General features: G+C 43.9%; 18 protein-coding genes and 2 pseudogenes. 11 read left to right on the top strand and 9 right to left on the bottom strand.

Annotation, left to right across the window (positions count from 1 at the left end; genetic code table 11):
• The 6 genes from MTBBW1_RS28610 to MTBBW1_RS20670 all read right to left on the bottom strand — a co-directional run.
• Window positions 1-268: hypothetical protein (locus tag MTBBW1_RS28610; protein ID WP_222424126.1), on the bottom strand; the 268-nt coding region annotated here is incomplete at its 3' end.
• The gene (locus tag MTBBW1_RS20685; RefSeq protein WP_080806705.1) at window positions 268-3003 is read right to left on the bottom strand and encodes an N-6 DNA methylase; all 2736 of its coding nucleotides are present in this window, start codon (window positions 3001-3003) and stop codon (window positions 268-270) included. The genes MTBBW1_RS28610 and MTBBW1_RS20685, both read right to left, overlap by 1 nt.
• A gap of 73 nt (window positions 3004-3076) precedes the next feature.
• Window positions 3077-3223: a hypothetical protein gene (locus tag MTBBW1_RS28605; RefSeq protein ID WP_186441570.1), complete on the bottom strand. Its 147-nt coding sequence runs from the start codon at window positions 3221-3223 to the stop codon at window positions 3077-3079.
• Entirely contained in the window at window positions 3220-4872 is a 1653-nt protein-coding gene (locus MTBBW1_RS20680; protein ID WP_080806703.1) for an ATP-binding protein, read from the bottom strand. Before MTBBW1_RS20680 ends, MTBBW1_RS28605 begins: the two co-directional genes overlap by 4 nt.
• 61 nt (window positions 4873-4933) lie before the next feature.
• On the bottom strand, window positions 4934-6340 hold the full coding sequence (locus tag MTBBW1_RS20675; RefSeq protein ID WP_080806701.1) for an L-cysteine desulfidase family protein: 1407 nt from the start codon (window positions 6338-6340) through the stop codon (window positions 4934-4936).
• Between the two features lie 12 nt (window positions 6341-6352).
• Window positions 6353-7579, bottom strand: a complete 1227-nt coding sequence (locus MTBBW1_RS20670) for a PAS domain S-box protein (protein WP_080806699.1) — start codon at window positions 7577-7579, stop codon at window positions 6353-6355.
• Window positions 7580-7968: 389 nt separating this feature from the next.
• On the opposite strand from MTBBW1_RS20670, the gene MTBBW1_RS20665 reads away from it, so the two are divergent.
• From MTBBW1_RS20665 to MTBBW1_RS20640, 6 genes are all read left to right on the top strand, one after another.
• A complete protein-coding gene (locus MTBBW1_RS20665) occupies window positions 7969-9492 on the top strand; it encodes a sigma-54-dependent Fis family transcriptional regulator (protein WP_080806697.1) in 1524 nt (507 codons plus the stop codon).
• A 190-nt stretch (window positions 9493-9682) separates the two neighbouring features.
• Entirely contained in the window at window positions 9683-10384 is a 702-nt protein-coding gene (locus tag MTBBW1_RS20660; RefSeq protein WP_080806695.1) for a DUF554 domain-containing protein, read from the top strand.
• A 238-nt stretch (window positions 10385-10622) separates the two neighbouring features.
• Window positions 10623-11441, top strand: coding sequence for a nitroreductase family protein (locus MTBBW1_RS20655; RefSeq protein WP_080806693.1), 819 nt, complete (start codon window positions 10623-10625; stop codon window positions 11439-11441).
• 181 nt (window positions 11442-11622) lie between these two features.
• Complete coding sequence (locus tag MTBBW1_RS20650; protein ID WP_080806691.1) at window positions 11623-11973, top strand: hypothetical protein; 351 nt, start codon at window positions 11623-11625, stop codon at window positions 11971-11973.
• A gap of 699 nt (window positions 11974-12672) precedes the next feature.
• On the top strand, window positions 12673-13575 hold the full coding sequence (locus MTBBW1_RS20645) for an HD domain-containing protein (protein ID WP_080806689.1): 903 nt from the start codon (window positions 12673-12675) through the stop codon (window positions 13573-13575).
• Window positions 13576-13661: 86 nt separating this feature from the next.
• A complete protein-coding gene (locus tag MTBBW1_RS20640; protein ID WP_080806687.1) occupies window positions 13662-13853 on the top strand; it encodes a KOW domain-containing RNA-binding protein in 192 nt (63 codons plus the stop codon).
• A 206-nt stretch (window positions 13854-14059) separates the two neighbouring features.
• On the opposite strand, the gene MTBBW1_RS20635 is transcribed toward MTBBW1_RS20640, so the two are convergent.
• Window positions 14060-14878 (bottom strand): 4Fe-4S dicluster domain-containing protein, encoded by an 819-nt coding sequence (locus tag MTBBW1_RS20635; protein ID WP_080806685.1) that lies wholly within the window; start codon window positions 14876-14878, stop codon window positions 14060-14062.
• Window positions 14878-17487 (bottom strand): molybdopterin-dependent oxidoreductase, encoded by a 2610-nt coding sequence (locus MTBBW1_RS20630; RefSeq protein ID WP_080806683.1) that lies wholly within the window; start codon window positions 17485-17487, stop codon window positions 14878-14880. The genes MTBBW1_RS20635 and MTBBW1_RS20630 overlap by 1 nt, the downstream gene beginning before the upstream one ends.
• A gap of 671 nt (window positions 17488-18158) precedes the next feature.
• Between MTBBW1_RS20630 and MTBBW1_RS20620 the strand changes: the two genes are divergently transcribed.
• The 5 genes and pseudogenes from MTBBW1_RS20620 (at window position 18159) to mtbB (ending at window position 24183) form a co-directional block, all read left to right on the top strand.
• The gene (locus MTBBW1_RS20620) at window positions 18159-18800 is read left to right on the top strand and encodes a corrinoid protein (RefSeq protein WP_080806680.1); all 642 of its coding nucleotides are present in this window, start codon (window positions 18159-18161) and stop codon (window positions 18798-18800) included.
• Window positions 18801-18805: 5 nt separating this feature from the next.
• Window positions 18806-19471: a GntR family transcriptional regulator gene (locus MTBBW1_RS20615; RefSeq protein WP_186441568.1), complete on the top strand. Its 666-nt coding sequence runs from the start codon at window positions 18806-18808 to the stop codon at window positions 19469-19471.
• A gap of 116 nt (window positions 19472-19587) precedes the next feature.
• Complete coding sequence (locus tag MTBBW1_RS20610; RefSeq protein ID WP_080806676.1) at window positions 19588-21027, top strand: trimethylamine methyltransferase family protein; 1440 nt, start codon at window positions 19588-19590, stop codon at window positions 21025-21027.
• Window positions 21028-21215: 188 nt separating this feature from the next.
• A pseudogene (gene mttB, locus MTBBW1_RS20605) lies at window positions 21216-22685 on the top strand ([trimethylamine--corrinoid protein] Co-methyltransferase).
• A 91-nt stretch (window positions 22686-22776) separates the two neighbouring features.
• Window positions 22777-24183, top strand: a pseudogene (gene mtbB, locus MTBBW1_RS20595) ([dimethylamine--corrinoid protein] Co-methyltransferase).
• A 178-nt stretch (window positions 24184-24361) separates the two neighbouring features.
• Here mtbB and MTBBW1_RS20585 read toward each other — a convergent pair.
• A complete protein-coding gene (locus MTBBW1_RS20585; RefSeq protein ID WP_080806665.1) occupies window positions 24362-25054 on the bottom strand; it encodes a glycerophosphodiester phosphodiesterase in 693 nt (230 codons plus the stop codon).
• Between the last annotated feature and the right edge of the window lie 109 nt (window positions 25055-25163).

Genomic DNA, 25163 nt, shown 5'->3' with positions numbered 1-25163 from the left:
TGTAAACATTATCATCATTTTTAAGCTGGAATGGTTTTACATCCTTACCACGAATATATCTAAATTTTTCATTTAATTCATAATTACTGACATGAAAAGCAGAGCCAAAAGGGCCAATAACAAACTGACCAAGGAAGCCAAGATGACTGATATTGCCAACTTTGCTTACTAAATTTTCCGCTGAAATATATTCAGGGTGAAAAAATTCACTATCGATCCGTTTATTTTGGGAAATTTCAACTATGTTAGCCTCGCTCCAAACCGCCATCACCCAACCCTCCAGAAATCAAGCTCATGCTTTTTGGCAAAGCGCACAAAGGCTTCGGCAATGCAGAGGTTCTCCTCCGTGAAATTTTCCACATCTGCCAACTCCTCCGGGGTCAGGGCATAGTTCACCAGATCCTGATCAACGATGGGCTGGCCGTCTTCGTTTTCAATGAAGTTGCCGTCGTCATCCAGAAGGTGTTCATAATCCCCGGAGTTGTTTTTACCGCCCCGTTCACTGACGGCCATGAAGATAGGGTAATCGAGCTGTTTGGCGGTTTCAGCATCGATCCACCGCTCCTTGAGGGTGGTGACCAGCTCAGTATCCTCCAGAATCAGGGTCAGTTTGCCTTTGTTGGTCAACAACTTTTTGTCGTTCTCGGCGTCGATGATCGATTTTTCCAGGGATTTGATCTGGGCATTGAGCTTTTTCTTCTTCTCTTTCTGCGTGGCTTTCAGGGTTTTGGTGTCGGCTTTCAGTTTCTCTTTGATGGGTTTCAGTTCCTTGTTCAAATCCCTTTTTGTCCCTTCCCACCACTGGGAGATGACCGCCATTTCCTGATCAGCTCTCTCTTTCAGGGTATCCAGATCGCTGTCAAAATTCATCAGCTTTGTTTTGGCTTTCACCAGCTCTCTTCGGAGATCTGCAATGGTTTCACTCATGGATTCCAGTTGATCTTCAAGGCTGACCGCTCCGTCGGCAGCAATGCCGAATTCCTGATCATCCTCTGTTTCACTCTCCAGCACCTCCGGTTCCGGGTCTGTGAAATTCTCCATCATCAGCTCCATGATCTCTTCGGGAATCTGATCTTCCGGCACATCAACCGCATAGAGATGGTTCTGAATCAAATCCTTGATCTGCTGTTCGTAGTCCGGGCAGGATGCCGCCACTTCTTCTTTTACGGTCTGAATATGGGCCAGTTGGGCTTCGGTGTATTTCTGGACAAAGAGAACCGATGTTTTGGTACCGGTGTGGGGTTTGAAAGTGTTGGGATGGAGACCGACCACGGCCAGAAGCCGTGCCTTTCGTAAAATCCACTCCCGAATAAAGGCAAGGGAGGAATTGTTGAACTTTCCCTGGGGGAGCACAATGGCGGCGCGTCCTCCAGGTTTCAGAAACTTCATGATACGCTCGATAAAAAGAACGTCCCGTTCCTCCTTGGCTGATTTGCCTTTGGCGCGCTTCAATGCCGGCTTTGCCAGAGTGTAATGGGCCAGCATCTTTTTATCTTTCATCTCACCGGCAAAAGGGGGATTGGCGAGAATGACATCAAATTTCAACTCATCAAAATATCGCCATGACAGGTCATCATCCTTATAAATGGAGCCTTCATCTTCCCGGGCGACCTTGTGCATCAACAGCTTTTCCCTGACCAGCTCCTGCATCAGGTTTTGACCGGACATGGTTTCATGCCATGTCTTGGGATCAAGGCTGCTCACATCCGGGCCGAAAATTTTGGTATGACCATCCCCGGCAATGAGCATGAGCGCCCGTGAGGTTTTGGCGGCCCGCTCCTCAAAATCGATCCCCCATAAATATTTTGAAGCGTACTTGAATTTTCGGTTTTCCCGACTCTCCGTATCTTTGGCCGGGTAGCACCACTCCATGGCATGAAGCAAAAAGCCGGCAGAACCGCAGGCCGGATCCATGACATACTCTTTCCGGGTGGGATTGAGCATGCGGACACACATCTCCACCACATGGCGGGGGGTAAAAAACTGCCCCTTCTTCTTTTTAGCTTCGGTGGGGAGAAGATATTCAAACGCATCATCCATAATCCGCAAATTAGAACCCATCAATCGAACGCCCTCAATGGGGCCGATGCAGACTTGCAAATGGCGCTTGGTCAGCTCAATGTCCTCCCCCTCCTTGAAAATACCGGGCCACTCTTCGCACGCTTTTTTGAAAAGATGGTTGATCCGACTGTATGTAATATCGGGATCAAGGGATTTACTGAACTCAAGCTCTTTGTTTTTCCTGTTTTCAAGGGCTTCCTTCTCATCCCAGATTTTGGCGAAGATCAACTTGAAAATTTCATTGAACTCATCCTTGCCGCTGTCCGCCAGCACCAGCTCTTCAATATCTTGAATGATTTTCTTGAAATTGAAGTCTGTTCTGAGATGGGCCAGGGTCTTCTTTGCTTCAAGAACATCCTTGGGTTCCTGTCCCCGTTTGGGTATTTCATACAGGGTGTCATCGAAATCTTTTGGATAGGGACGATAGAGGATAATCCGATCGCTGCCGTTGGACCACACCCCCACCGGTGAACCTTCGGCATTGAGATAGCTTTTCAGTTGCTCGATACCGTCTTTTCGCTTGGGCTTTTTCACCTCGATGATGATTTTGGGGGTCTCTTTGGCATTGTCGGTATAGACCACGATATCGGCGGCTTTTGTCCCCACTTCGGTACCGAAATGGATACTTTTTTCAAGCTCGATCTCATCCGCTTTATACCCATAGCTGTGAATCAATTTGTAAACCCACAACTGCCGGACAATCTCTTCCGGGCTGGTCTTACCGCCTTCAACAAAAACCTGAGCTTCCTCTTTGCCCGATGAAAAAGGGACAACGCTTTTAATGAAGTATTTGGTCTTACCTGCATCACGTCCGGAATCCACTGTTCTGGGATAGATCTCAATGAGTTCGTCCATCGGCTTTCCAAGGGTTTCAAACTCTGAAAGCTCATATTTGGTCCTTGGATCTTTAAAAATTTTATCGATGATCTCCTTGGTGTTCATGCCTTCTCCATGTACTAAAACCGAACGTGGTAAGTAAAAAAACAAAAATTCAGAAACAAAGGATTCTTTCTTTCTAAATCAAATATCCAATGCTTACAATAGATAAACCCACAAAATATCCCCGACAACCAAATTTTTTCCGGCCAATGGTAACTTCCAGCTTCATTTTTTTAAAGGCATCGAATTCGATGCTTTTAAAAATAAGATTTTGAAGAATCACCTTTGCCTCCTGTCAACAGGCAATCTGATAAAAAACCGAGTCCCCTGCCCTTTTTGACTCTCCACCCGAATCTCAGCCCCAAGAGCCTCTATTGCCCTATGCACCATAGCAAGGCCAAGACCTGTACCACCTGGCCGATTTGTAAAATATGGGTCAAAAATATGTTCAAGATCCGCAGTTTCTATTCCCCGGCCAGTATCACTCACTTTCAGCAAAACCGCTTTTGAAGCTCCGGAGCCTGCTTCAGTTACCAGAACTTCAAGTTTTCCCCCCTTATCCTCCATGGCCTGCATGGCATTAAGATAGAGATTGAGCAATATCTGATTGAGTAGATCTGGATCGGTTGTAATATTTTTATGTTTCAAGGAAGCATCAACCTGTACAACCACGTCCATTCCCTTTTCATTCAATTCTCTGGCAATAAGCTTGATGGAGTGGGCAAGAGTCTCTTCAATGCTAATGGGTATCTTATTAACCGGAAGGGGTTTGGAAAGCTCCAGAAGCTGGGTGACTGCCCGATTGAGCCTCTCAACTTCCTGGATCATTACATCAGCCACCTCACGATCTTCATCCACGCTGCTGTAACGCTCCCGAAACCATGTTGCAAATCCCTTTATGGAGCTTAAGGGATTGCGTATTTCATGGGCAACACCTGCTGCAAGTTTTCCAACAGCAGCAAGACGGCGGCTTCTCTCCACCTCCTCTTTCATACGATCAAGGGAAGAACGTACCGAACGATATCCCTGGATTGCCAGTACACTTACAATTCCGGCACAGCAAAGAATGAAAAACATCACACCCATGACAATGGCGTGGCGGAGATACTGCTTGCTCTCCCTTTGCACCTCGGACATATCAAGGGCAGCAAAAATGATCTGGCCATTATTAAATGGATGGTTTTTCTCCATGAGTTCCCGATTGTGGTTGAAAAAATGGGCACGTAACCAGTCCATTTTCCGAGACAAATCCCTCTCTTTTGAGAACTTTGATATATCTGAAGATTCAGGGGCAGAAATTGCAGAGGAGGCATCGTTTATTTCATCAAGATCTTCTGGCAAAGCATTACTATTCCCAGTTGAATCAACAACAGCGGATGGTTCGGAAGGTATCGTTTCATTTACAGGTGGTATACATCCAGGGAAATTTCCCTCCCCCATACACCAGGGCGGAAGAGGACGGCCTTTTCTGGAGCGCCTGTGGGCAGGAGTAAATTTCTTGAAAACCTGAAAAACCGGTTCAATACCATCTTTGACTGAGAAAATCGCCCTGTGCTGCAATATGGTGGGTTCATTAAGGGTGGAGATATCGGGCATATTTTCGTACAGCCCTCCCACCCTCTCAGGATTACTGTGAGCAAGAATTCTGCCGTCAGCCTTGGTGATCATCATATAGGCCACCTCGGGCTGAAGAGCTGTCTCGGTAAGAAGGCGCTGAACCCGTGCCACTCCGAACTCCATGCTCATCATGCCGGTTCTGGTGCCGGCTTCAAATGCACGTATGAGAAATATGCCCTTTCCTGTTAATTTCTCAATGGTTCTCTCTTTCTGCTCACGAATATTGTTAACGGTCATGAGCACAAAAATGGGCACAAGGATAAGCACAATACCAACAACTACGAAGGGTGAAAAACCTTGAAATATTTTTTTCATCTCAATTGCATTTCAATACATAAGGCTTTTTGATACCAGGCAAGCAAAGCTTGCAGGGAAATTAGCTTGATGTCATAATTTTATCCAGCATGATCTTTAGGATAACCCTGTCTGTCTCCACCATCCCTTCAGAGCTTAAAATTCCAATGTTTCTTATGGTTTTTTCGGGAGACTGGCCAACAATGCCATCAGTCATTTTGACATTAAGGCCGTTGACAGCAAACAGAGCGGCCTGGACAGCAGCACCGGCAGCAGTGTCAAGCTTTAATGCACAACTGTTTTTTGCTCCATCACAGATAACTCCGGCAAGATCTTCAATAATATTTTCCACAGCAGCGCCAATCTGCTCATGGGTTCCACCAAGAAGCCAGGCAATGGCAGCCGCAGCACCTGCACCGGCAGCCACAGAGCAGGCACATATGGCTGCAAGGCGTCCTGTATGTGCCTTTATGCATGCCGTTATAATATGGCTGAGCCCCACAGCGCGGCACAGGTCATCTCTTCCGGCATTGATATGATCAGCAACCGCCTTAACAGGCAAAATGGCTGTAAGGCCGTGGTTACCACTTCCGGCAGAACTCATGGCAGGCAGCCTTGCCCCTGACATTCTTGCATCTCCTGCCGCAGCAGTCATAACCCTTGCATCATGGATCATATCCGGCATAACAAGGCCTTTAGCCGCAAGCCTTTTCAAGGTTGACCCAACCTGAAGGCCGCAGTCGTGCTCCAGGCCATATCGGGAAAGAGCCATATTCATCTCGATTCCCTTCTCAATAAAATCCAGGTCATCACTGTCAAACTGGGACATCAGGGAAAAAACAGTCTCCATTGAAACTTGCTTAAGCTCTTTTTCAAGATCAGCAGCATTACCTTTTTTGCCAGATCCCCCCTTTCTGTAAAGAGGGTGGTCTTCAACAGGCTTACCATTAATTTCAAGGGATGTGATATTATCATGAAGCACTTCAATGAGAGAAGTTGCGCTTTGAGTTCCATTTTTCCCATGGATTCTGGTTTTAACATAGAGTCCACGATGGTTTTCCATGAGGTTTATTTTTACCTTACCCTTTGAAACAAAACGTGAAGCTGCCTTTACATCTTCATCAGTGATTGGCATTAAAACTTCCATGCCAAGGGAAGGGTCACCGGCAAGAGCACCTATTGCAGAGGCAAGATCAAGTCCTGAAAGTCCTCCTGTTCCTGGAATGGCAACTGCAAGGCCGTTTTTAAAAATATTGGGGTCAAGCCAGAGTTCTATACCTTCAGGTTCCCTGCAAACAGAAGTTGAATCTTTTTTGTCATCACCAGCAGTAGTAGCAGAAGAAGAAGATGATGATGAAACATAAGAAGATATTCCCTCGAAAAGCAGTGAAGATGCAGCCGCTGAACCAAGGGCAATAGCTGTAGGCTCGGTACATCCAAGGGCAGGGGCAACTTCAAGGTTTAAAATATCCTTTACAGTGAATTTCATTTTTTCTCCATTTTAATGCTGTTTTTTCAATTCCTGTTTTGATTCACTTGATCCCCAGATATCCACAATTTTCCTGTTCCCCGGATAATCAACGGTCTTGTAGCTTGTAATGCTTGCAAGACGGCTGGTAATCCTTGCAATTCTCTCCACCTGTTTACCGATGGCCTGAAGATCCTTTATAAGCTGGGCATCATTCTCATGATCCATCATAATAAGATCAGAGTACCCCATAATTGCCTGAAGAGGCTGATTCAATTCATGGCACACAGCTCCTGCCATCTCAATAACACCCTGGAGTTTTTCATTTTTTATCTTCTCTTCTTCAGCCTGTTTTCTGCCGGAAAGATCCGTAAATGTAGCAATTATCCAGGACATGGGGCTTACAGGGTTGGCACTGCTTATATTTATATTGGCAGGAAAGGTGGAGCCATCCTTTCTTCTCAATCGGGTTTCAATTTCTATTCTTCCGCCATGGGTAAAGCCTGAGTATATCCTCTCTCCTGCGCTCATGAACTCTTCACGGGATTCATAGATCATGGCCACGCTGGCATCTTGAAACTCCTCTTTTTTTTCATAGCCAAAAAGTGTCAACATCTCCGGATTTACCCATTTAAAAACCCTGTTTTCAAGAAGAGCTATTCCAATCGGTGATGTTTCCAGGATTTTTTCCAGAATCTTGCGCTGCTTTTTATAAGCCTCATCAGACTTTTTCCTCTCAATGGCCAAAGCAATATACTGGGCTACAATATTGAGAATTCCAAGATCACTCTCTTCGTACATTCTTTCATAGGCATAGCTTTGTACAGCAATAACCCCCATAACGCTTCCTTTAATGGTCAAAGGGGCACCAAGCCATATCAAACTTGGAGTTCCCACAAGGGGAAGACCAGTCTGTTCTGAGTACCTGTACATCTCGTCCCTTGAAAACATAAGAGGCTTTCCCGCCTTTATGACACGGGCTGTCAAAGATGCTGTCCTGCTTATATTGTCAATACAAGTGAGGCTGCCATCCTTCTGGTCGGTATAATAGGGAAAAACAATCCTGTCCTCATCGGGCTGGAAAATTGCAATAAAGAAATTGTCAACATTTAGAATACGTGAAAGGGAATTGTGTATAGCCTTATAAAAATTCTCAAGGCTGGAGGTTCTGTTCACGGCATCTGCAATTTCAAGCATTACGTCGATGGTTTTATGTACATCCCTTATCTTGTGGATATTTTTACGGGTGTGCGGGCTCATTGCTTATTCCATTTGCACATGTGAAACCATGCGCTTTTCCCAAATCCGTTAATACGGTATCATTCAGTGCTTCTGATTGCCTTTCAAATCCAAGGGAGTCATGAGATTGCCAATGTCCGAAAGAGATGCTTTTTATGCAACAAAACAACTAAATAATACAAAACTAATTGTTTTTATTTTAAATGATTATCTCATTAAAGGTGTTATAAATCAAGATTTATGATAATGTAGCTCGGCAACTGAAAATGAAAAGCAATTCATGTTACTGTTAAAATGCCCAGGTCACCTTAATGGTTATGTGGAAACATGGGTTGAATAACGGTGCAAAAAGAATGTGCAAAATAGAAAGCTATGGCTCTATACGGAGTTAAAACCAAGAGAGGTTGGAAATGAAGTCCATTGAGGAAATTTCACTTCTTTACGAAATAAATGAAGCATTGAACGAAAATCTCGATATGAAAAAAGCCCTTTACAGGGTAATGGATATCCTTGCAGAATCCCTTAATCTGATAAGAGGCACAGTAACTCTCCTTGATCCTGTTACAAGAGAGATAAGAATTGAAGTTGCCCACGGTATTTCAGAACAGGCCAAACGCAGGGCAAAATATCAATTGGGAGAAGGAGTTACAGGCAAGGTTATACAGACCGGAGAATCTGCTGTTGTTCCAAGAATAAATGAAGAACCTATGTTTCTCAATCGTACAGATTCACACAGGCAGGAACAGGGCATGGATTACTCATTCATATGTGTTCCCATTAAAAAGGGCAAAAGGGTTGTGGGAGCTTTGAGTGCTGACCGTCCATATGAAGGCAAAACCGCTCTACAGAAAGGAGAGAAGACCCTCTCTGTTGTGGCCACAATGATTGCCCGCCATGTGATAAACTTAGAAAGAATTCACATGGAAAAGGAGAAACTGAGAAAAGAGAATGTCCGCTTGAAGGAAGAGCTTGAAAACCGCTACAGCTTTACCAATATCATTGGAAACAGCAACAAGATGCGGGAAGTTTTCCAGATGATCTCCCAGGTATCCAGAAGCAACGCAACTGTACTTATAAGAGGTGAAAGCGGTACTGGAAAGGAGCTTGTGGCCAACTCCATACACTACAACAGTTTTCGCACAAACCACCCCTTTGTAAAAATAAACTGTGCTGCCCTGCCTGAAAACCTTATAGAAAGCGAACTATTTGGTCACGAAAAAGGTTCATTTACAGGGGCACTTAACCAGAAAAAAGGTAAATTTGAGCTGGCCCATCAGGGTACAATATTTCTGGATGAGATAGGCACCATGGATCTTGGGGTTCAGGTAAAACTTCTGCGGGTTCTCCAGGAAAAAGAGTTTGAAAGGGTGGGAGGCCATCAGACCATAAAGGTGGATGTCCGAATCATCGCTGCCACAAACAGTAACCTTGAGGAGATGGTTGAGAAAGGCAAGTTCAGGGATGACCTCTATTTCCGCCTTAATGTTTTTCCAATATATATGCCAAGCCTCAGAATGAGAAAAACAGATGTAATCCTTCTCGCCGACCATTTTCTGGAAAAATACGCCAAGGAGCATTTTAAGGAGATTAAACGATTTTCAACTCCGGCAATTGATATGCTGATGGAGTACCATTGGCCAGGTAATGTCAGAGAGCTTGAAAACTGCATTGAAAGAGCTGTTATCCTATGCAATGAAGGAGCAATCCACAGCTACCATCTTCCTCCAAGCCTTCAGACAGGAAAGGAGTCACATACCCTTGCTCCAATAACCCTTGAAGAGGCTGTGGCCAATCTTGAAAAGGAGATGATAATAGACTCACTTAAAAATACACGCGGCAATATCAAAAAAGCAGCGGAGCTTATTGATACAACAGTAAGAAAGTTTTCATACAAAGCAGGCAAATACGGAATAAATTATAAAGATTACAGATAATTAAAGAGTCATAAGTTCTCAAACCTGACACCATAATATTGTGTGTTCGTTTTCCTTTAACGGCCATGGCAGACACATATGCCACAGCAAAGCATGAAAATCCTTTAAAAACAGACTATTATGGAGACTTTTTAATCAAAATTGTTGAATTCAACCATGAAGGTTCAGAGCTGCAAAGGAGTTATTGATCGTGCTTGGAACAGTTGTAAATGCTGCGGCAGTTATTGCAGGATGCCTTGTCGGCCTTTTGTTCAAGGGAGGAGTTCCCGACAAATATAATAAAACCATCATGCATGCTGTATCCCTTGCTGTACTGGTCATCGGCATCAAGGGCGCTTTGGGAAGCGATGCCCTTCTTGTTGTTATTTTCAGTCTGGCTCTGGGAAGTTTTATCGGGGAAGCGATGCGAATTGAAGACGGTCTTGAATATCTTGGCCGCTCCCTTGAAAAAAGATTTTCCGGCAAAGAAAAGGGAACAGGGGATGATGGAAAATTCTATCAGGGCTTTGTAACAGCAACATTAATTTTCTGTGTTGGTTCCATGGCCATTGTTGGTTCCCTTGAAAGCGGACTTGCAGGAAACCACCAGACACTTTTTGCAAAATCCGCACTTGACGGCATCACATCAATTATCCTGGGGTCATCCTTTGGTATTGGTGTGCTTTTTTCAAGTCTTCCCATATTTTTATACCAGGGAAGCATTACAATGGCTGCTGTTTTTATAAAACCATTTCTTGTACCGGAAGTGGTAAGCCAGATGTCTTCGGTGGGTGGAGTATTGATCATGGCCATAGGAATAAATCTTCTGGGTGCTGCAAAGATACGTATCGGCAGCATGCTCCCTGCTATTTTTCTTCCCATGGCATGGTATCTTATTAATTTGTTATTTTAAACAGCCTTGTTTTACATTTTTTTTGAACCATGATTTTCATGATTAAGGGATTACCTTAATTTTTAATCGTGTTTATCCTTTACCGTGGAAATGGATACAATTTTACATATTCGAGGGTGGCTGGATGGCAGCCATGACCGTTTAATCCTTTAATCATGGTTCAGAATTTTTTGAAAAGTGTAAACTAATTTTGAGTTGATATGAAGTATGTTAAAAATTATATCAGGAGTTTTGAAATATGAGTCTTATATCCATTGATATTGAAAAATGCGTTAAGGATTCCATTTGTGCAGCAGAGTGCCCGGTCAAGATAATTGATCTTAAAAACGGATTTCCGGAAATAATGAGCGGAGGAGAAGTTTTCTGCATCAACTGCGGCCACTGTGTTGCAGTGTGTCCAACTGCTGCCATTTCCCACAAAAAGGTCACACCTGAAGATTGCCTCGAAATCAGGGAAGATCTCAAAATCGAAACAGAACAGGCAGAGCAGTTTTTCCGCCAAAGAAGATCCATAAGAACCTACAAAAAGAAGCCAGTGGAAAAAGAGTTGCTGGAAAAGGCCATAACACTTGCAAGCCATGCCCCTTCGGGTCATAACCGCCAGCCTGTAAACTGGCATGTGATTTATGACAGGGAGGAACTTGTCAGCCTTTGCGCCCATGTGATTGACTGGATGAAATGGATGATCAAGGAACAACCGGAAACCGCTACATTTTTTGGCCTGGAAATGATAGTACAGGGCTATGAAGCAGGTGTTGATCTTATCACCCGGGATACTCCCCATCTTATCCTTGCACATGGCCACCAAAAGAGCCTTGCAGCCCAGCCTGCCTGTATCATTGCCATGACATGGCTTGAACTCTCCCTTCCATCATTTGGACTCGGTGGATGTTGGTGCGGCTTTTTCAACTCTGCTGCCATGTTCTGGCCACCCCTTCAAAAAGCCCTTGGGCTTCCCGAGGGACATATGAGCTATGGAGCCATGATGGTGGGCTACCCGAAATATGCCTATCACAGGATGCCTCCACGAAATGCCCCGAAAATAACTGGGCTGTAACTGATGGTCTCGTAAAAAACTGAAAGAATCCAGAAAACTAACATAGCGGATCACCGCCGTGGCCGTTATAGAGACTTTCTAATAACGTACATGGCGGATGCCCGCCACAATCGAAGAAATGAAAGTTGTTTTAAAAACAGCTATTTATTTAGACTTTCATATAAAATAAAAGGAATATGTAATGAGTGAAAAAATAATGCACGATGATTTCTCAGTTGACAAAAAAAACCTTTACAGGGAAGAGACAATCACAGACTTTAAAATTGCAACCATAAAAATCCTGTCACCAATAAATATTGATGGCACTGAGGACACAAGCCGCTCCAAACGCTATTTTGGAGAGACACAGATGATGTCTCCAGAGGGTCCGATTCCAGTTCGTGCCATGATACCGGCCACATCCTATGAAGAGGCCATGGATGCATTTCCTGTTGTAATGGAAAAGGCTCTGGCCGATCTTGTGGAGCAGGTAAAAGCCATGAGAAACCAGGAAAATATGGGCAGTAGATCAAAAATTATTCCAGGAAGATAATTTTTCGTGAAAATGACTATCATTTTTATATTTGGGGGTGATTGATACACAATCAATCATGCCCGTTTACTTTGTTACTCAAAGTCAACAACTATGATCTTTTGCTCCTTGTCAATACTGTCTGAATCAGGATTCCCAGGATTAACAAAGATAAAAATGGGCTTTAATTAACTTACCCAAGCTCCCCATCGCAAGCCTGTAAGAGGTGGCTGGAGGTGAGATGAATGGGCACGTTTATATGAAAGTCTCCGTAACAGCCTGTTTTAAAAACGACTTTCATCCCTTCGATTGTGGCGGTAATCCGCCATGTACGTTATTAAAAATCAATTCCTAAGGCAGAATTATCTATCCTATACATCCTGGTTATCCTGATTCAGACAAATACAAGAACTTCTGAAAAAGAAATAAGATGTCGATTTTGAATTTTATCATAATGTCCCCCGTCTTTTAAGGCTCTAAAGGACTTTAATGCTTCGTTGTGGCAGATGGGCCTACCATGGTCGTTATACAAAAAATATTTTCTTGATTTTGAGGAAATAATTGCATGTAATATGGTATTATGTTAATATTTTTCAAACTGAATGCTTGATTTCCATCCCCATAAAGAATGAATAATTAAAAAGACCAATACAATATCCCCTGTAAGTCCATGGCAGTACAATGAGGTAAAATGACAAAAAAAAGAACATATTTGAACTATTGAGTGAGCTCTATCCTGATTTGATAAACAGCATCAAAGCTATGATAGAACGTTCCGAATTTGAGTACGCTTCAAGGGCTGGCTCTGACAGTTTTCTTTGGGAGCACACTGTGTATGTAAGTTCCATGGCAATGAAAATTGCATATGAAGAAGGAGTTGACCCCCTTATTCCTGTTGTTACGGCACTGTTCCATGACTGCGGAAAATTTGAAAATGGAACATACCATGACGGAGACAAACCAGAAGAGGAGACTGCTGCTGAAATTGCCGCTGTCATGTTAAAGGAAACTGGATTTAAAGAGACTGACATCACCATTGTCATGGATAGCCTTCTATCCCTTTATAATGAAAAAAGAACAAAAAATATCAATACCAGAATTGTTCACGATGCCGACTTTCTTGTAAAATTCGGCTATATGGGTTTTGCAAATTTTTTTGAAAAATCAGTGCTTCGTGGAATGGCAATCAGCCACAGCATTTTAAAGGCAATGAGCAAAGAACTTACATATGCTGTATGCCTTGAACAGAATATGTTCACATCTTCAGGCAAAAAAATGGCAATCTCCAAAGCCAAAATAACAATGAACCTCTTCAAAAATTATCTTCAGGAGCTCAAAGATGCTAAAATTGCTGAGTATGATATCAGGGAGGTGGAGATAAAAAACTGTAATGGCAACAGCGAAAAAATGGATACAAAGGCGACTATTCCCCTTGTTCTTGTGATTCCCAGGTACTGCAGCAAATGCGGCATGGGTCTGCAGATAGAGTTTGGTCGGGATAAAGGGATTAAGTGCGAAAAACTCATTGCCAATATAGGGTGCGCAAGCTGTGGACAGGAGAGTGAGTATGATTTTTCTTTCTGTCTGCCTGAGCTTGTGGCTCATAACGAAAAATCAGGATAAATCTATTCTCTGACACCCAAAAGCACATTGGACAAAATTAATAGATCTATCCGCATCCCCAAACCATAATCAGGGAGGGCTAACAAATGAAAAGAATGACTTCAAAACAGATTGAAGTGGAAGCTGGAAGAATTTTTGGTGCATCATGGAAAAAAAGAGAAAAATCAGATGAAAGCCTGTCAAAACAACTGCAAAAGGCCATTGATGAAGCTGATCTGCCAAAACAGAAACTTGAAATGGCAAAATATTTAATTGAGTGTGCAGGGGATCTGGATTAAAAACGGAAATCTAATTTCTTTAAAGAAAGGGATTTCTTGAAACGTAGAGGCAAGCAGAACTTGCCCCTACGTTTTTGATTATCTCAAAATCGGCATCTTATTGCTTTTTCAGAGGTTATTGCAGTTGTCTGAACCAGGATGGATAAGATGCGACACTTCAAAAGTTCAAGGCGTTTTCCACCCGACAATCAAACCTTAAAAGAACACTACAGCGTCATGGGAATATCACCAAGGCTAAGATCTTTGTCTGTCACAATCTCTTCAATTACCTTCTGCTTTCCGTCCTTATCAATGGTCAAAGTAAAGGTACGGTCATCTGCAAGTTTTCTGAACCAAAAATCACCAAAGTTATCTGTTGTTGCAGTAAAACTTTCGCCTGACTCATTATCCTTGAGTGTACAGGCAGCTCCGATTATGACCTCTTTTTCCACAGGATCATAGATGGTTCCAGCCACAAATTTCTTGGGCAGATTTTTATAATAGACCCTTGATTTTGTTCCGGCTTCAGGATTCAAAAATTCTGCATCCTTTATAAAATCCTTGAAATCATCCTCCTCACCAAATCGTAAGGCATCTGTGGGACATTGATCCACGCATCGAGGAACTGTCCACTCATCATCATTATCTAAAAGATGGGTGCATCCGGTGCATTTCTGGGCAATGTTAAGCCCTTCATTGAAGAATATGGCATCATGGGGACAGGTGTCCTTGCAGAGCTTGCAGCCGGTGCATTTATCAGGATTGATGAGAACAAGACCATCTTCTCTTTTGGTGATGGCATCAAATTTACACTGCTCAATACAGGGAGCATCATCGCAGTGCTGGCACATTTTGGGAATATAGGTGACTTTTACCTTTGGCACCTGTCCCCTGACAAGCTCTGTCAAACCGATCCAGAATTGTCCTGTATCAGGTTGTGGCTTTGCATATGGAGTCCAGTCGTTGGCCACATGTTCATCTTTGCAGGCAATCTGGCAGCAGTAGCAGCCATTACATACAGACAGATCAATATAAAACGCTTTCATTATTTTTTTCCTCCTATGACCCAGGCGTCAAACCTCAGCCCTGCATCGGGATCATACTCCCTTTCAAAGGCATCCGGATATTCCCTTCTCCACTTATCCATCTCTTCTCCCCTCAATTTTTCAACCTGCACAAGATAGCCGCTTGTGGCCTGTCCCACGCAGTTTCTTGAGGTGATACCGGCAGGAGAGATGGTATTGATTGCTCCGCCCCTTTCAATTTCACCGGTCTTGATGGGATCATGGCGGGCACCGTGATCAATATAAACAACACCCTGACGCAGACGCTCTGTTACATAGGCACCTGCCAGAACAATGCCTCTTTCATTGAAAATTTTTACAATATCACCGTGTTTGATACCACGCTTTTCTGCTTCAGAGGTATGTAGCCAAAGTGGTTCATATTTATATCCGTCAGGCCCCATAATCTTGCAGGTCTGAACTTCACGGGTCCATGTGATGTCGTCACACTGTGAGTGGACGCGCCATCTGCCGTGATTTGACATAAGAAGCAGAGGGAACATCTTGGCACGATGGCTGGAGAGCCTTTCATCGTGCATGGCACTCTTTTCAATCCATTTAGGAACCGGCTGGCGCTCCTTGTCATCCGGGAAATTTTCTGCCAGAGCTTCAGAGTAGAATTCAAGTTTTCCCGAAGGGGTGGGAAGTTTATGTTTTTCAGGATCTTTTGCAAATTTCTCAAATCCTGCAGGGTCATCCTTCCAGTTTTCAGCGGTGTTGTAGATCCAGTACTTCTTCTCCTGAAGATCTTCCCAGCTCACAAGTTTCTCGCCATCCATATACTCCCATACCTTTTTCTGCATATCCTGGATGGAAAGGCCACCTGTAACTTCCTGCTCATAGCCCAGTTTTTTTGCTATCTCAACAACAATCTCAAAATCGCTTTTGGACTCTCCAATTGGTTCAATTGCTTTATCCGCGATCATGATGTTAGGCTGCTGGGTTCCCTGGCGGATGTTTGTCAGAATATCATCCACTTCCATGTAGGTGTTGGCAGGAAGGATTATATCAGAATATATACAGTCATTTTCAAGCCAGGGGTGCTGGGAGACAATACACTCAATCTTTGGATTTCTGAGGGATAGCTGGGTTTCGTTACCACCATTCCAGCAGGTGATTCTGCATGGCGTATCTGTCCACATCATATGAATTTCAGTGCCACCTTCATCCTTGGGTAGGGGGTAGGTATATTTATTGAACTGATCCATTGCCAGGGCTTCAATTGCACCTGTACCATGGAAAGTTATGGGTTCATCAGATTCAATTGCTTTATGTATAAGGGTTTTGGGGATCACCTGCTCCTGCCATGCAGTAACTGAGGACATTACAGGAATGGAAAGACGCTCCTCTATTTCAGGATTCCAGAAAAATGTTCCCCCAAGCCCTTCCCTTCTCGGCATACCAAAATAGGTGAGCTGATGATGGTGAACACCTGGTTTTCCAAGTCCTTGCATACCAAGGAGAATAACCTCAAGGCGTGCGTTTTCATGGGAAAAAGGGCCACGGATAAAACCACCGCCAAAGTAATGAGCAATGGATGTCACTTTTGCGGCAAATTCCCGAGCAAGTGCCTTGATTGTCCACTCAGGGACACCACATTTTTTTGATGCCCAGGCAGGTGTTTTTGGAACTCCATCCTCTTTTCCTGTAACATAGTCTGCAAAGGGTTCAAATCCAACAACATGGGTATCGACATACTCCTTGTCATAGATATCTTCTGTAATCCAGACATAGGCAATGGCAAGCTGAAGTGCAGCATCAGTATTTGGCAGCACAGGAATCCACTTATCAGCGTGAACAGCAGCCCCGTAATTAAGATCAGGACAGATGTAGATCTGTTTTATTCCCACCTCTGACCAGAAATAGCAAAGACGACTTGGAAACTGTCCTGTAAATCCCCAGGGTGTGGTTTCAGGATCACATCCCCAAAAGAGAACCTGCTCTGAGTTTTCCGTGGTATCGTTTACTATATTGGCCGCAGGCCACATGTTACCCTGAACGCCCTGCCCCCACACATGCTTGGCACCCCAATACCATCCTTCCCAACTGTCAGGATTTCTCACCTGAAGGGTAAAACCTCCCATGTTATCAAGAAGTGTTCCAGAATGGCCGTGTGGTGTGTTTATTGTTTTACATTCGCCATGGCCATCCCCCTGCATAAGTATTGCATTGTAGCCATAGGTTTTGTGAATCCGCTTGATTTCCGAGGCAATAAGGTCAGTTGCTTCATCCCAGGAGATTCTTACATATTTACTCTTGCCCCTGTTCTGTGGATTACGTTCTCCATTGGGATCCCAATCCACCCTCTTTAATGGATATTTAATACGGTTAGGAGAGTAAACTCTTTTTTTGTACGCAAGGGAAAATGGCCCGGGAAGAGATTTCCAGGCAGCAGTGATGGTTTTGCCGTCTCGCTTCATCTCCCACTGTCTGACATCCTCCTTATTATATTTCCATCCATACCGCATAGGACGGACACGAACGATTTTGCCATCCTTGACATCAATCATTCCCTCGGCACCACCACCAAAAAAGCCGCCAAGCCCAAGGCTTCGTAAGACAGTTTTGTCTTTGGTCTTAATTTCCGCCATACTTTCTTATTCTCCTTTTACGAAAAAAAAATTGAAAAAGTAATGGGGGGATGTCATTAAACTCCGCTCAACCCTGTTCACCTCTGCGAAATCAAATACTGAATTAAATTTTTATGGCCGGATTCCTGCCACTTCTGACCACGAAAACAAAAATCTATTTTCATGGTAAAATTCTGCATGAAAAAGATGAAAACAACATGACATACCGCTACAGAGTGATAGAAAAAGTTGCATGGCGTGCAAAATTACATGTAATCTTATATGTATTTATGCACCATCAGCCCATCCCTACATCATTACATATGATATCCGGAGAGCTTAACAAAAAAGTTATTCTCCAGATTCAAATCTGATTATGGTGTGATTAAGATCAAATTATATATTGCATAATAATTGAAAGTCAAGATTTTTTTACATGTAATTTTGCATTTAAATATTGTGCCCCAAACCCACATTATTTACCTTCTATTCCAGAAGCAATTGCCAAGCCGGTCTTAATTCAACCAATTCATAGCCTGTTTAAAGAAATTTGGCTCCGAGCAATTTCCTTAGTCATATCCAGTGGCAATAAAAACTTGACACCATCATTTTTTGTCGATATTTTTGTCGACAAAAATCAAAATAACATCAAACAGAAGTCAACTTCAGGTAAGGAAAAGGAGATTAGATATATGAAAACCGAAATATTTGAAAAAGCCATGGAATCAATCCTGAAAGGAGATGCAGCCCTTGCAGAAGAAACTGCAAAAATGGGCTTAGGAGAAGGGATTGACCCCATTGAGCTTATCAACAAAGGCTTTATTCCGGGAATTAATAAAGTAGGGGATCTTTTCGGCATGGGAACGCTGTTTTTGCCAGAGCTTATACAGGCTGCAAATGCGATGCAGGGTGCAACTGATATTATCAACTCTGCAATTCCTGAAAACAGTGCCCAGGCACGGGGCAGAGTTGTCATAGGAACCGTTGCCGGAGATGTCCACGATATAGGAAAAACAATTGTTGTATCCCTCTTCAAGGCCAATGGTTTTGAAATAAAAGATCTTGGAAGAGATGTCTCTGTGGAAACCTTTTTAAAGGAAGCAGATCTTTTTAATGCTGACATCATTGGCACAAGTGCCCTTCTTACAACCACAATGCCGGAGCAGAAAAAACTTGAAGATGCCCTTATCGAGGCAGGTCTAAAAGGAAAATTTAAAACCATGGTAGGAGGTGCACCTGTAACCCGCAGATGGGCAAAACGTATTGGTGCCGATGCCTTTGCAGAAAATGCCGGAGACGGAGTCAGGCTGGCCAGGGAACTTCTGGCAAAATAAATTTGATGAAGAAAAAAAAGCTGCCAACTGAAATATATTTGCTTTTACGATCAAGAATCCTTGGTTTCAAACTGCTGCCCGGAGTTAAAATCTCTGATAAAGCCATTGCCGAGGAGCTGGGAGTAAGCCGTACGCCTGTCAGGGAAGCCCTGATTCGTCTGGTCAGCCACGGCCTGGTGACAAGCCTTCACAACCGTGGCTTTACGGTCAGAGAGTTTTCCATCAAGGATGTAAAGGATATCTATACCCTGCGGGAAGCACTGGAGGTGCTTGCAGTAAGGCTTGCCATAGAAAATATTGACGAAAGGAAAATCGAAAAAATTCAAAAGCATCTGACAGCTTACCCCCGCCTGATCGCATCAAGAAACAGACAGCATTTCAATCAGACAGATGAAGAGTTCCACATGATGATAGCGAGGTTTAGTGACAATAAACCACTTGAAAAGCAGCTTAACAGCCTCCATGACCAGTTGGCGGTACTCAGGCGTCATGCACATCTTCTCTCGGAACATATAAGGGATGCATATGAAGAGGAGACATACATACAGCACAATGCGATATTTGAATGTATGGCTGACAGAAATGAATCAGCAGCAGTAGATGCTGTTTCAAAGCATGTCCGTGAATCCATGAAGGATGTCATCAATGTTCTGACAAAAAATTCAAAATAATAATTTAATAGTATAGGAATTTCCATTTTATCTCCTGCAAAAGCAAGTGGTTATGGAAAAGCCCGCCCGAAGGGCGCTAAGTTCAACCATTTGATAGTGGTTAAGGAAAAACTGCAATGTCAATGCTTTCTGTAACACCATCCCTCAATCTACTAAACAAAGATCAGATAGAGCGGATTCACCACGACTCCCTTGAAATTCTTGCCACAACCGGCATCAGGGTTGATTCTCCAAAAGCCGTGGCACTGTTTAAAAAATTTTCCTGCAGGGTTGAAAATAAAAGTCAGGTCTTTCCTGAAAAAGAGCTTATTGAGTGGGCCATTAAAAAAGCACCATCAAGTGTAGATATCTACAGCCGCACCGGACAAAAAAGCTTTACCCTTGGACCCGGCATAACAAAAGAGCAGCAAAATCAAACCCGCTTTGGTATAGGAGTCACCAACCTGCATTACCAGGATCCTATTACCGATAAGACCACACCTTTCACCCTTGATCACATGGAGATTGCCACACGACTTGGAGATGCTCTGGAGGAGTTCGATGTTATATCAACACCTGGCATTGCACGTGATCTGCCTCCGGAGTCAGCAGATCTTCATGCCGGACTTGCAATGATGGCAAATACAAAAAAGCCTCTGGTGCTACTGGTATCAGAGAGCAATTGCTTTGAGCCCCTACTTGAGATGTTTGAAACCCTCCATGGAGAGTTGAACAAAAAGCCCTTTGTAATCCCCTATTTCAATCCCATCACCCCGCTTGTCATAAACCAGGAGACCTCGGATAAAATCATGGCAACGGCCATTCGGGGCATGCCTTTTATCTACAACAACTATGGCATGTCTGGTGCTACTGCGCCCATAACCCCTGGAGCCACTCTGACATTGCTCAATGCAGAACTTCTTGCTGGCATTCTCTTTTCACAGATAGTAAAAGAGAAAACCCCTGTCATAGCAGGAAGCCTTCCGGCTGGATTTGACATGAAAAAGATGATGAGTCTCTACACACCCCACACAATGCTTATAAACCTTGGATGTGCGGAGATGATGCACCATTATGGAATTCCCCACTCCGGAACCAGTGGCAGCGGCCCCGGCTGGGGACCTGATCTTCTGGCAGGAAACTGCTTCTGGATGAACCACCTGACCAGTATAATGGGAAAAGTTGGACTTTGCCCATTTGTGGGAGGAAATTTCGACTCAATGGCATTCAGCCCCGGAGCTGTTGTTTATGCAAATGAGGTGATCCGGATGTCACGTATTTTTGCCGCCGGTTTCTCAATTGACAATAAGGATGTGCCACTTGACGAAATCAAGAGTATCGGCTCTGCCGGAAATTTTCTAATGGCTCCCTCCACTGGCAAAAGATTCAGGGAGTTCAGACTTGAAAGCCCCATATGGGAGAGTTTAACACTTGACGAGTGGCAGGAAAAAGAGATGCCCAAATCTGGAAAAATTTTAAGGAAATATACAGATGATTTAATTAAAAAAGCGCTTCCACCTGATGATCATGATGAAATTATGGAAAAAGGGCGCTTATTTATTACCGGAAGATTCTGATATTTTTTGCATGAAAGTCTCAGAAGCACAGGATGTTTTTTATATGAAAGTCCCCGTATTTCAAGGTTTTTTTCAGGGCTTTCATGCTTCGTTGTGGCAAGATGGTTTTGCCATGGCCGTTATAAAGACTTTCATCTCTTCAATTGTGGCTGTGAGCAGCCATGTACGTTATAAGGATTTAATATGTCATGAAACGAAATTTGCACGCCGGCAGACTGCTGGGCAGCGGATTGAGTCTCAATATCCTCTCTGATGATGAGCTGGAAGAGATTCACCTCGGTACCCTTGAAGTTCTTGCCGAAACAGGTGTTTTTGTTGAAGATGACAGAGCAATGGAGTGTTTTGCAGAAGGTGGGGCTAATGTAGATAAAGCCAAGCGCATCGTCAAAATTCCGCCCCATGTGGTGGAAGATGCCATAAGATCTGCACCTGCCAAGGTTATCCTGCACGGCAGGGAGCCAAAACACGATATTGTTCTGGAAAGTACCAGGGTACACTTCACAAACTTCAGCGAAGGAGTGATGGTAAACGACCCTTACACCGGAGAGAACCGCCCCCCTTTAAAACAGGATCTTGTGAACTCTGCCAAAGTCATCGACTATCTCGAAGAGATTGACTTCTGTGAAAAAGCCTTAGGTGCCCACGATGTCAATCAGGAGACAGTTGCACTTCATAATGCAGAGGCATATCTTACCAATACCAGCAAACATTGTGCCTTTGGCCCTGTTAACGGAGATTTTCTCAACAAAATCATAAAAATGGCTGAAGCCATTGCAGGCGGCCCCGAAGAGTTCAGAAAAAGAAGACTTGTATCATTTACCACATGCCCTGTCAGCCCTCTGAAGCTCATCAGCGACTGCTGCGAGATCATCATGGAGTCCGCAAAAAACAATGTGGTCTGCAACATTCTCTCCATGGCCATGTCAGGCGGTACTGCCCCTGTAACCCTTGCCGGCACACTTGTAAATCACAATGCTGAAATACTTGCCGGCATAACCTTGTCACAATTAACACGAAAAGGGGCTCCGGTAATTTATGGAAGCTCCACCACTGCCATGGATCTTAAGCTTGCTGCTGCAACTGTAGGCACACCGGAATGTGCTCTCATCAGCGGTGCTGTGGCACGCCTTGCAAGATATTATGCCCTTCCGAGCTACGTTGCCGGTGGTTAGGGCGACAGCAAAATATCAGATAGCCAGACAGGCCACGAAAAGACACTCACCGGACTTATACCCGCATTGGCAGGTGCCAATATGATATACGGTCTGGGGATGCTGGAGAGCGGCATCACCTTTGATTTTGGCCAACTGGTTCTGGATTGTGAGTTTGCACGCATGATCAAATTTACGGTAAACGGTATTCCCGTAAATGATGAAACTCTTGCCATCGACCCTATCAAGGAGATAGGACAGGGCGGAGACCATCTTATGCAGCCCCTCACTTTAAAGTACATGCGATCCCAGTCACGACCTGAAGTGATAGATCGCAAAATGCGCGGGGCATGGGTAAAGGCAGGTTCCACATCTGCTTATGACAGGGCAATGATAAAAGTAAGAAAAATACTTGAAACCCACACCCCGAAACCTCTGCCTGAAAATGTTCTTGCAACCATCCGCAATATCGTGGAAGATGCTGAAAGGGAAAGAGGAATAAAATAAGTAGATGAGCAAATTTAATCCGATGTTTTTCCTGTAGAGATTTTGTCGGATTAATTGTACTCATGCACTTAAAAAAACTTTGGAGAGAGTAATGAGCAAAAAAATTTTAACACGCATGGGAGATGGGGAGCGTCTCTGGATGGATGCCGAAGAGGTAATGGACGATATCCAGGATGGCAGCGAAGATGCTGCAAGGCGCTTGGGCGGCAAGCCATTGTCTCAGGAAGAGCAGGAGAAGCTTTTTGAAATCCTGGCAGAACCCTCCCGCATAGTGAGTGTGAACCCTGGAGAAGAGGTTATCGTATCGGATGACGGCTGCACCATGAGCTTCTACTCAGGCCAGGATGGCGGCGGCACAGGCACACCTTTAAGCCGCCAGCAGGCAGTTTTGACCTATGAGCGCGCATGTGGAGCAGATACAACATCCATGGGACACAGCGACTACTCATATAAACCGGTCAAAAGCATCATCAACTTTGAAGCCAATGACTACTACAACATTTCTCAAGTGACTACAGCGCCTTTCTTTTACGGGGCACAACCTAACATGGGTCTCTATTTTCAGCCAGACGGCCCCTGCCCTAATGCAGCAGAACTTATGCCTCTTGGAAAGATTGATGAAGCCCGAGCCTCACAGGAAGAAGCGTGCGAATATCTCACCGATGATCTGGAGTTTGTGGGCTCAAGGCTTGCTGACATAGGACTTGAGGGACTTAACTTTGATACATCAGGCTCTGCCGGGGATGCCGACTTTCTGGCTGCTCTGAAAGGTGTTGAACGACTTAAAGCAAAATATCCCGATCTTCCAATACTAATGGGAGGTGCCGGCGAATTTGTTCTGGGAATGCACGGCAAAATCACCTACAACGGAAGACAGGTGGCAGGTATGTACACCCCTGATCAGGCAAAAGCCGTAGAAAAGGCAGGCGCTGATATATTTGGAATGGCAGTCAACACTGTAACTACAGAGTCTGTCCCCTGGAATCTTGCAAGGGCTGTCACATTTCTAAAAGCCACCACAGAAGCCACAAACCTTCCTGTACACGCAAATGTTGGAATGGGGGTCTGCGGTGTTCCCATGATGGAGCAACCACCCATAGATTGCGTAACAAGAGTTTCAAAAAGTCTTGTACAACTTGGCAAGGCAGACGGGCTGTAGATTGGCGTGGGCGACCCTATGGGTATGTCCATAGCGCATATCATGGCATCTTGTATGGGCGGAATTCGGACAGCCGGAGATCTGGTTGCCTGGATGCAGATGACCCGAAAGATGAAGATCAACGATGCCAAAGCATATGTAGCTGGAAAACTTGGTATAGATGTTTTTGACCTTACCGACGAAGAAGTGATGCGGGATATCAGAAAGGATCTGGGTATCGGAACCGTCACTTCCATTGCCGGAAGCCCCAAAGGCATACGTGCCAAAATAAAGATTGCCGAGTTACTTGGTATCAAAATTCGATCTGTTGAGCTTTTTAAAAAACAGATTGGCATTTGATATCCATGCACCATATTCTCAAAATCGACACCTTGTTGGCATTTATTGAATTTGTCTGAATCAGGATGCCCGGGATTTACAGGATGCTCAGGATTTTTATCCTGTAAATCCTGATTATCCTGATTCAGACAAATGCAATATCTCCTGAAAAAGCAATAAGATGTCGATTTTGACCAAGTTACAAAGCTACAAAATTATTTGGAAAATTTGTAAAAACCCCATCTACACCCATCTCTCTTAAAAGCTCCCTGTCTTCCAGATCATTTACAGTATAGACAAGAAATCTGTACCCCTTTTTATGGGCAGACATTACAAACTCAGGGTTTGTGTTGTCTATATCAAGGTTTAATGACCAGAGATCCAGCGTGCTTCTGTCAAGGCAATCAGCGTAATTGACGGGTGTATGTGCCATCAATGCCGCTATTCGACATTTCTTGTTATATTTTCTGAAGTTTAAAAGTTCATTTTGATTAAAGGAACTTACAAGGAATCTGTCAAAGGTATATTTACCATCTGCAACAAATCTGTTAATCAGCTCTGCTGCCTTCTGGCTTGTTCCAGCGCTTTTTAGTTCAACATGGATTTCAACCCTGTTAGCCGTTAATTCAAAGACCTCCTCAAGGGTGGGAATTTTCTCTCCATCTCCGGCATCAAGAGAACGTAGTTCTGAAAATGACAAATTCAAAACAAGACCATGTCCATTGGTGGTTCTGTCAACCCATCTGTCATGGATTACAACAAGCTCCCCTGTTTTGCATACCTGAACATCAAGCTCAAAGGCATCTGCTCCAGACAACACAGCTTCTTCAAATGATTTAAGTGTATTCTCCGGTGATGTTCCGGCAGAACCTCTGTGACCAATTATTAACATAAAAGAGATCCTTCATTATATAACGTAAACCTTAATGGCCGGGGTCCGGCCACCAGCGACTATGTTAAAACCCACTCCTTAAGGGTTAACATGATGAAAAATCTGGATC

Origin of the sequence: Desulfamplus magnetovallimortis, from assembly GCF_900170035.1 — a bacterium.
Taxonomy (GTDB): Bacteria; Desulfobacterota; Desulfobacteria; order Desulfobacterales; family Desulfobacteraceae; genus Desulfamplus; species Desulfamplus magnetovallimortis.
The sequence above is the reverse complement of the archived record's forward strand: the minus strand, read 5'-3'. Positions and strand labels throughout refer to the sequence as shown.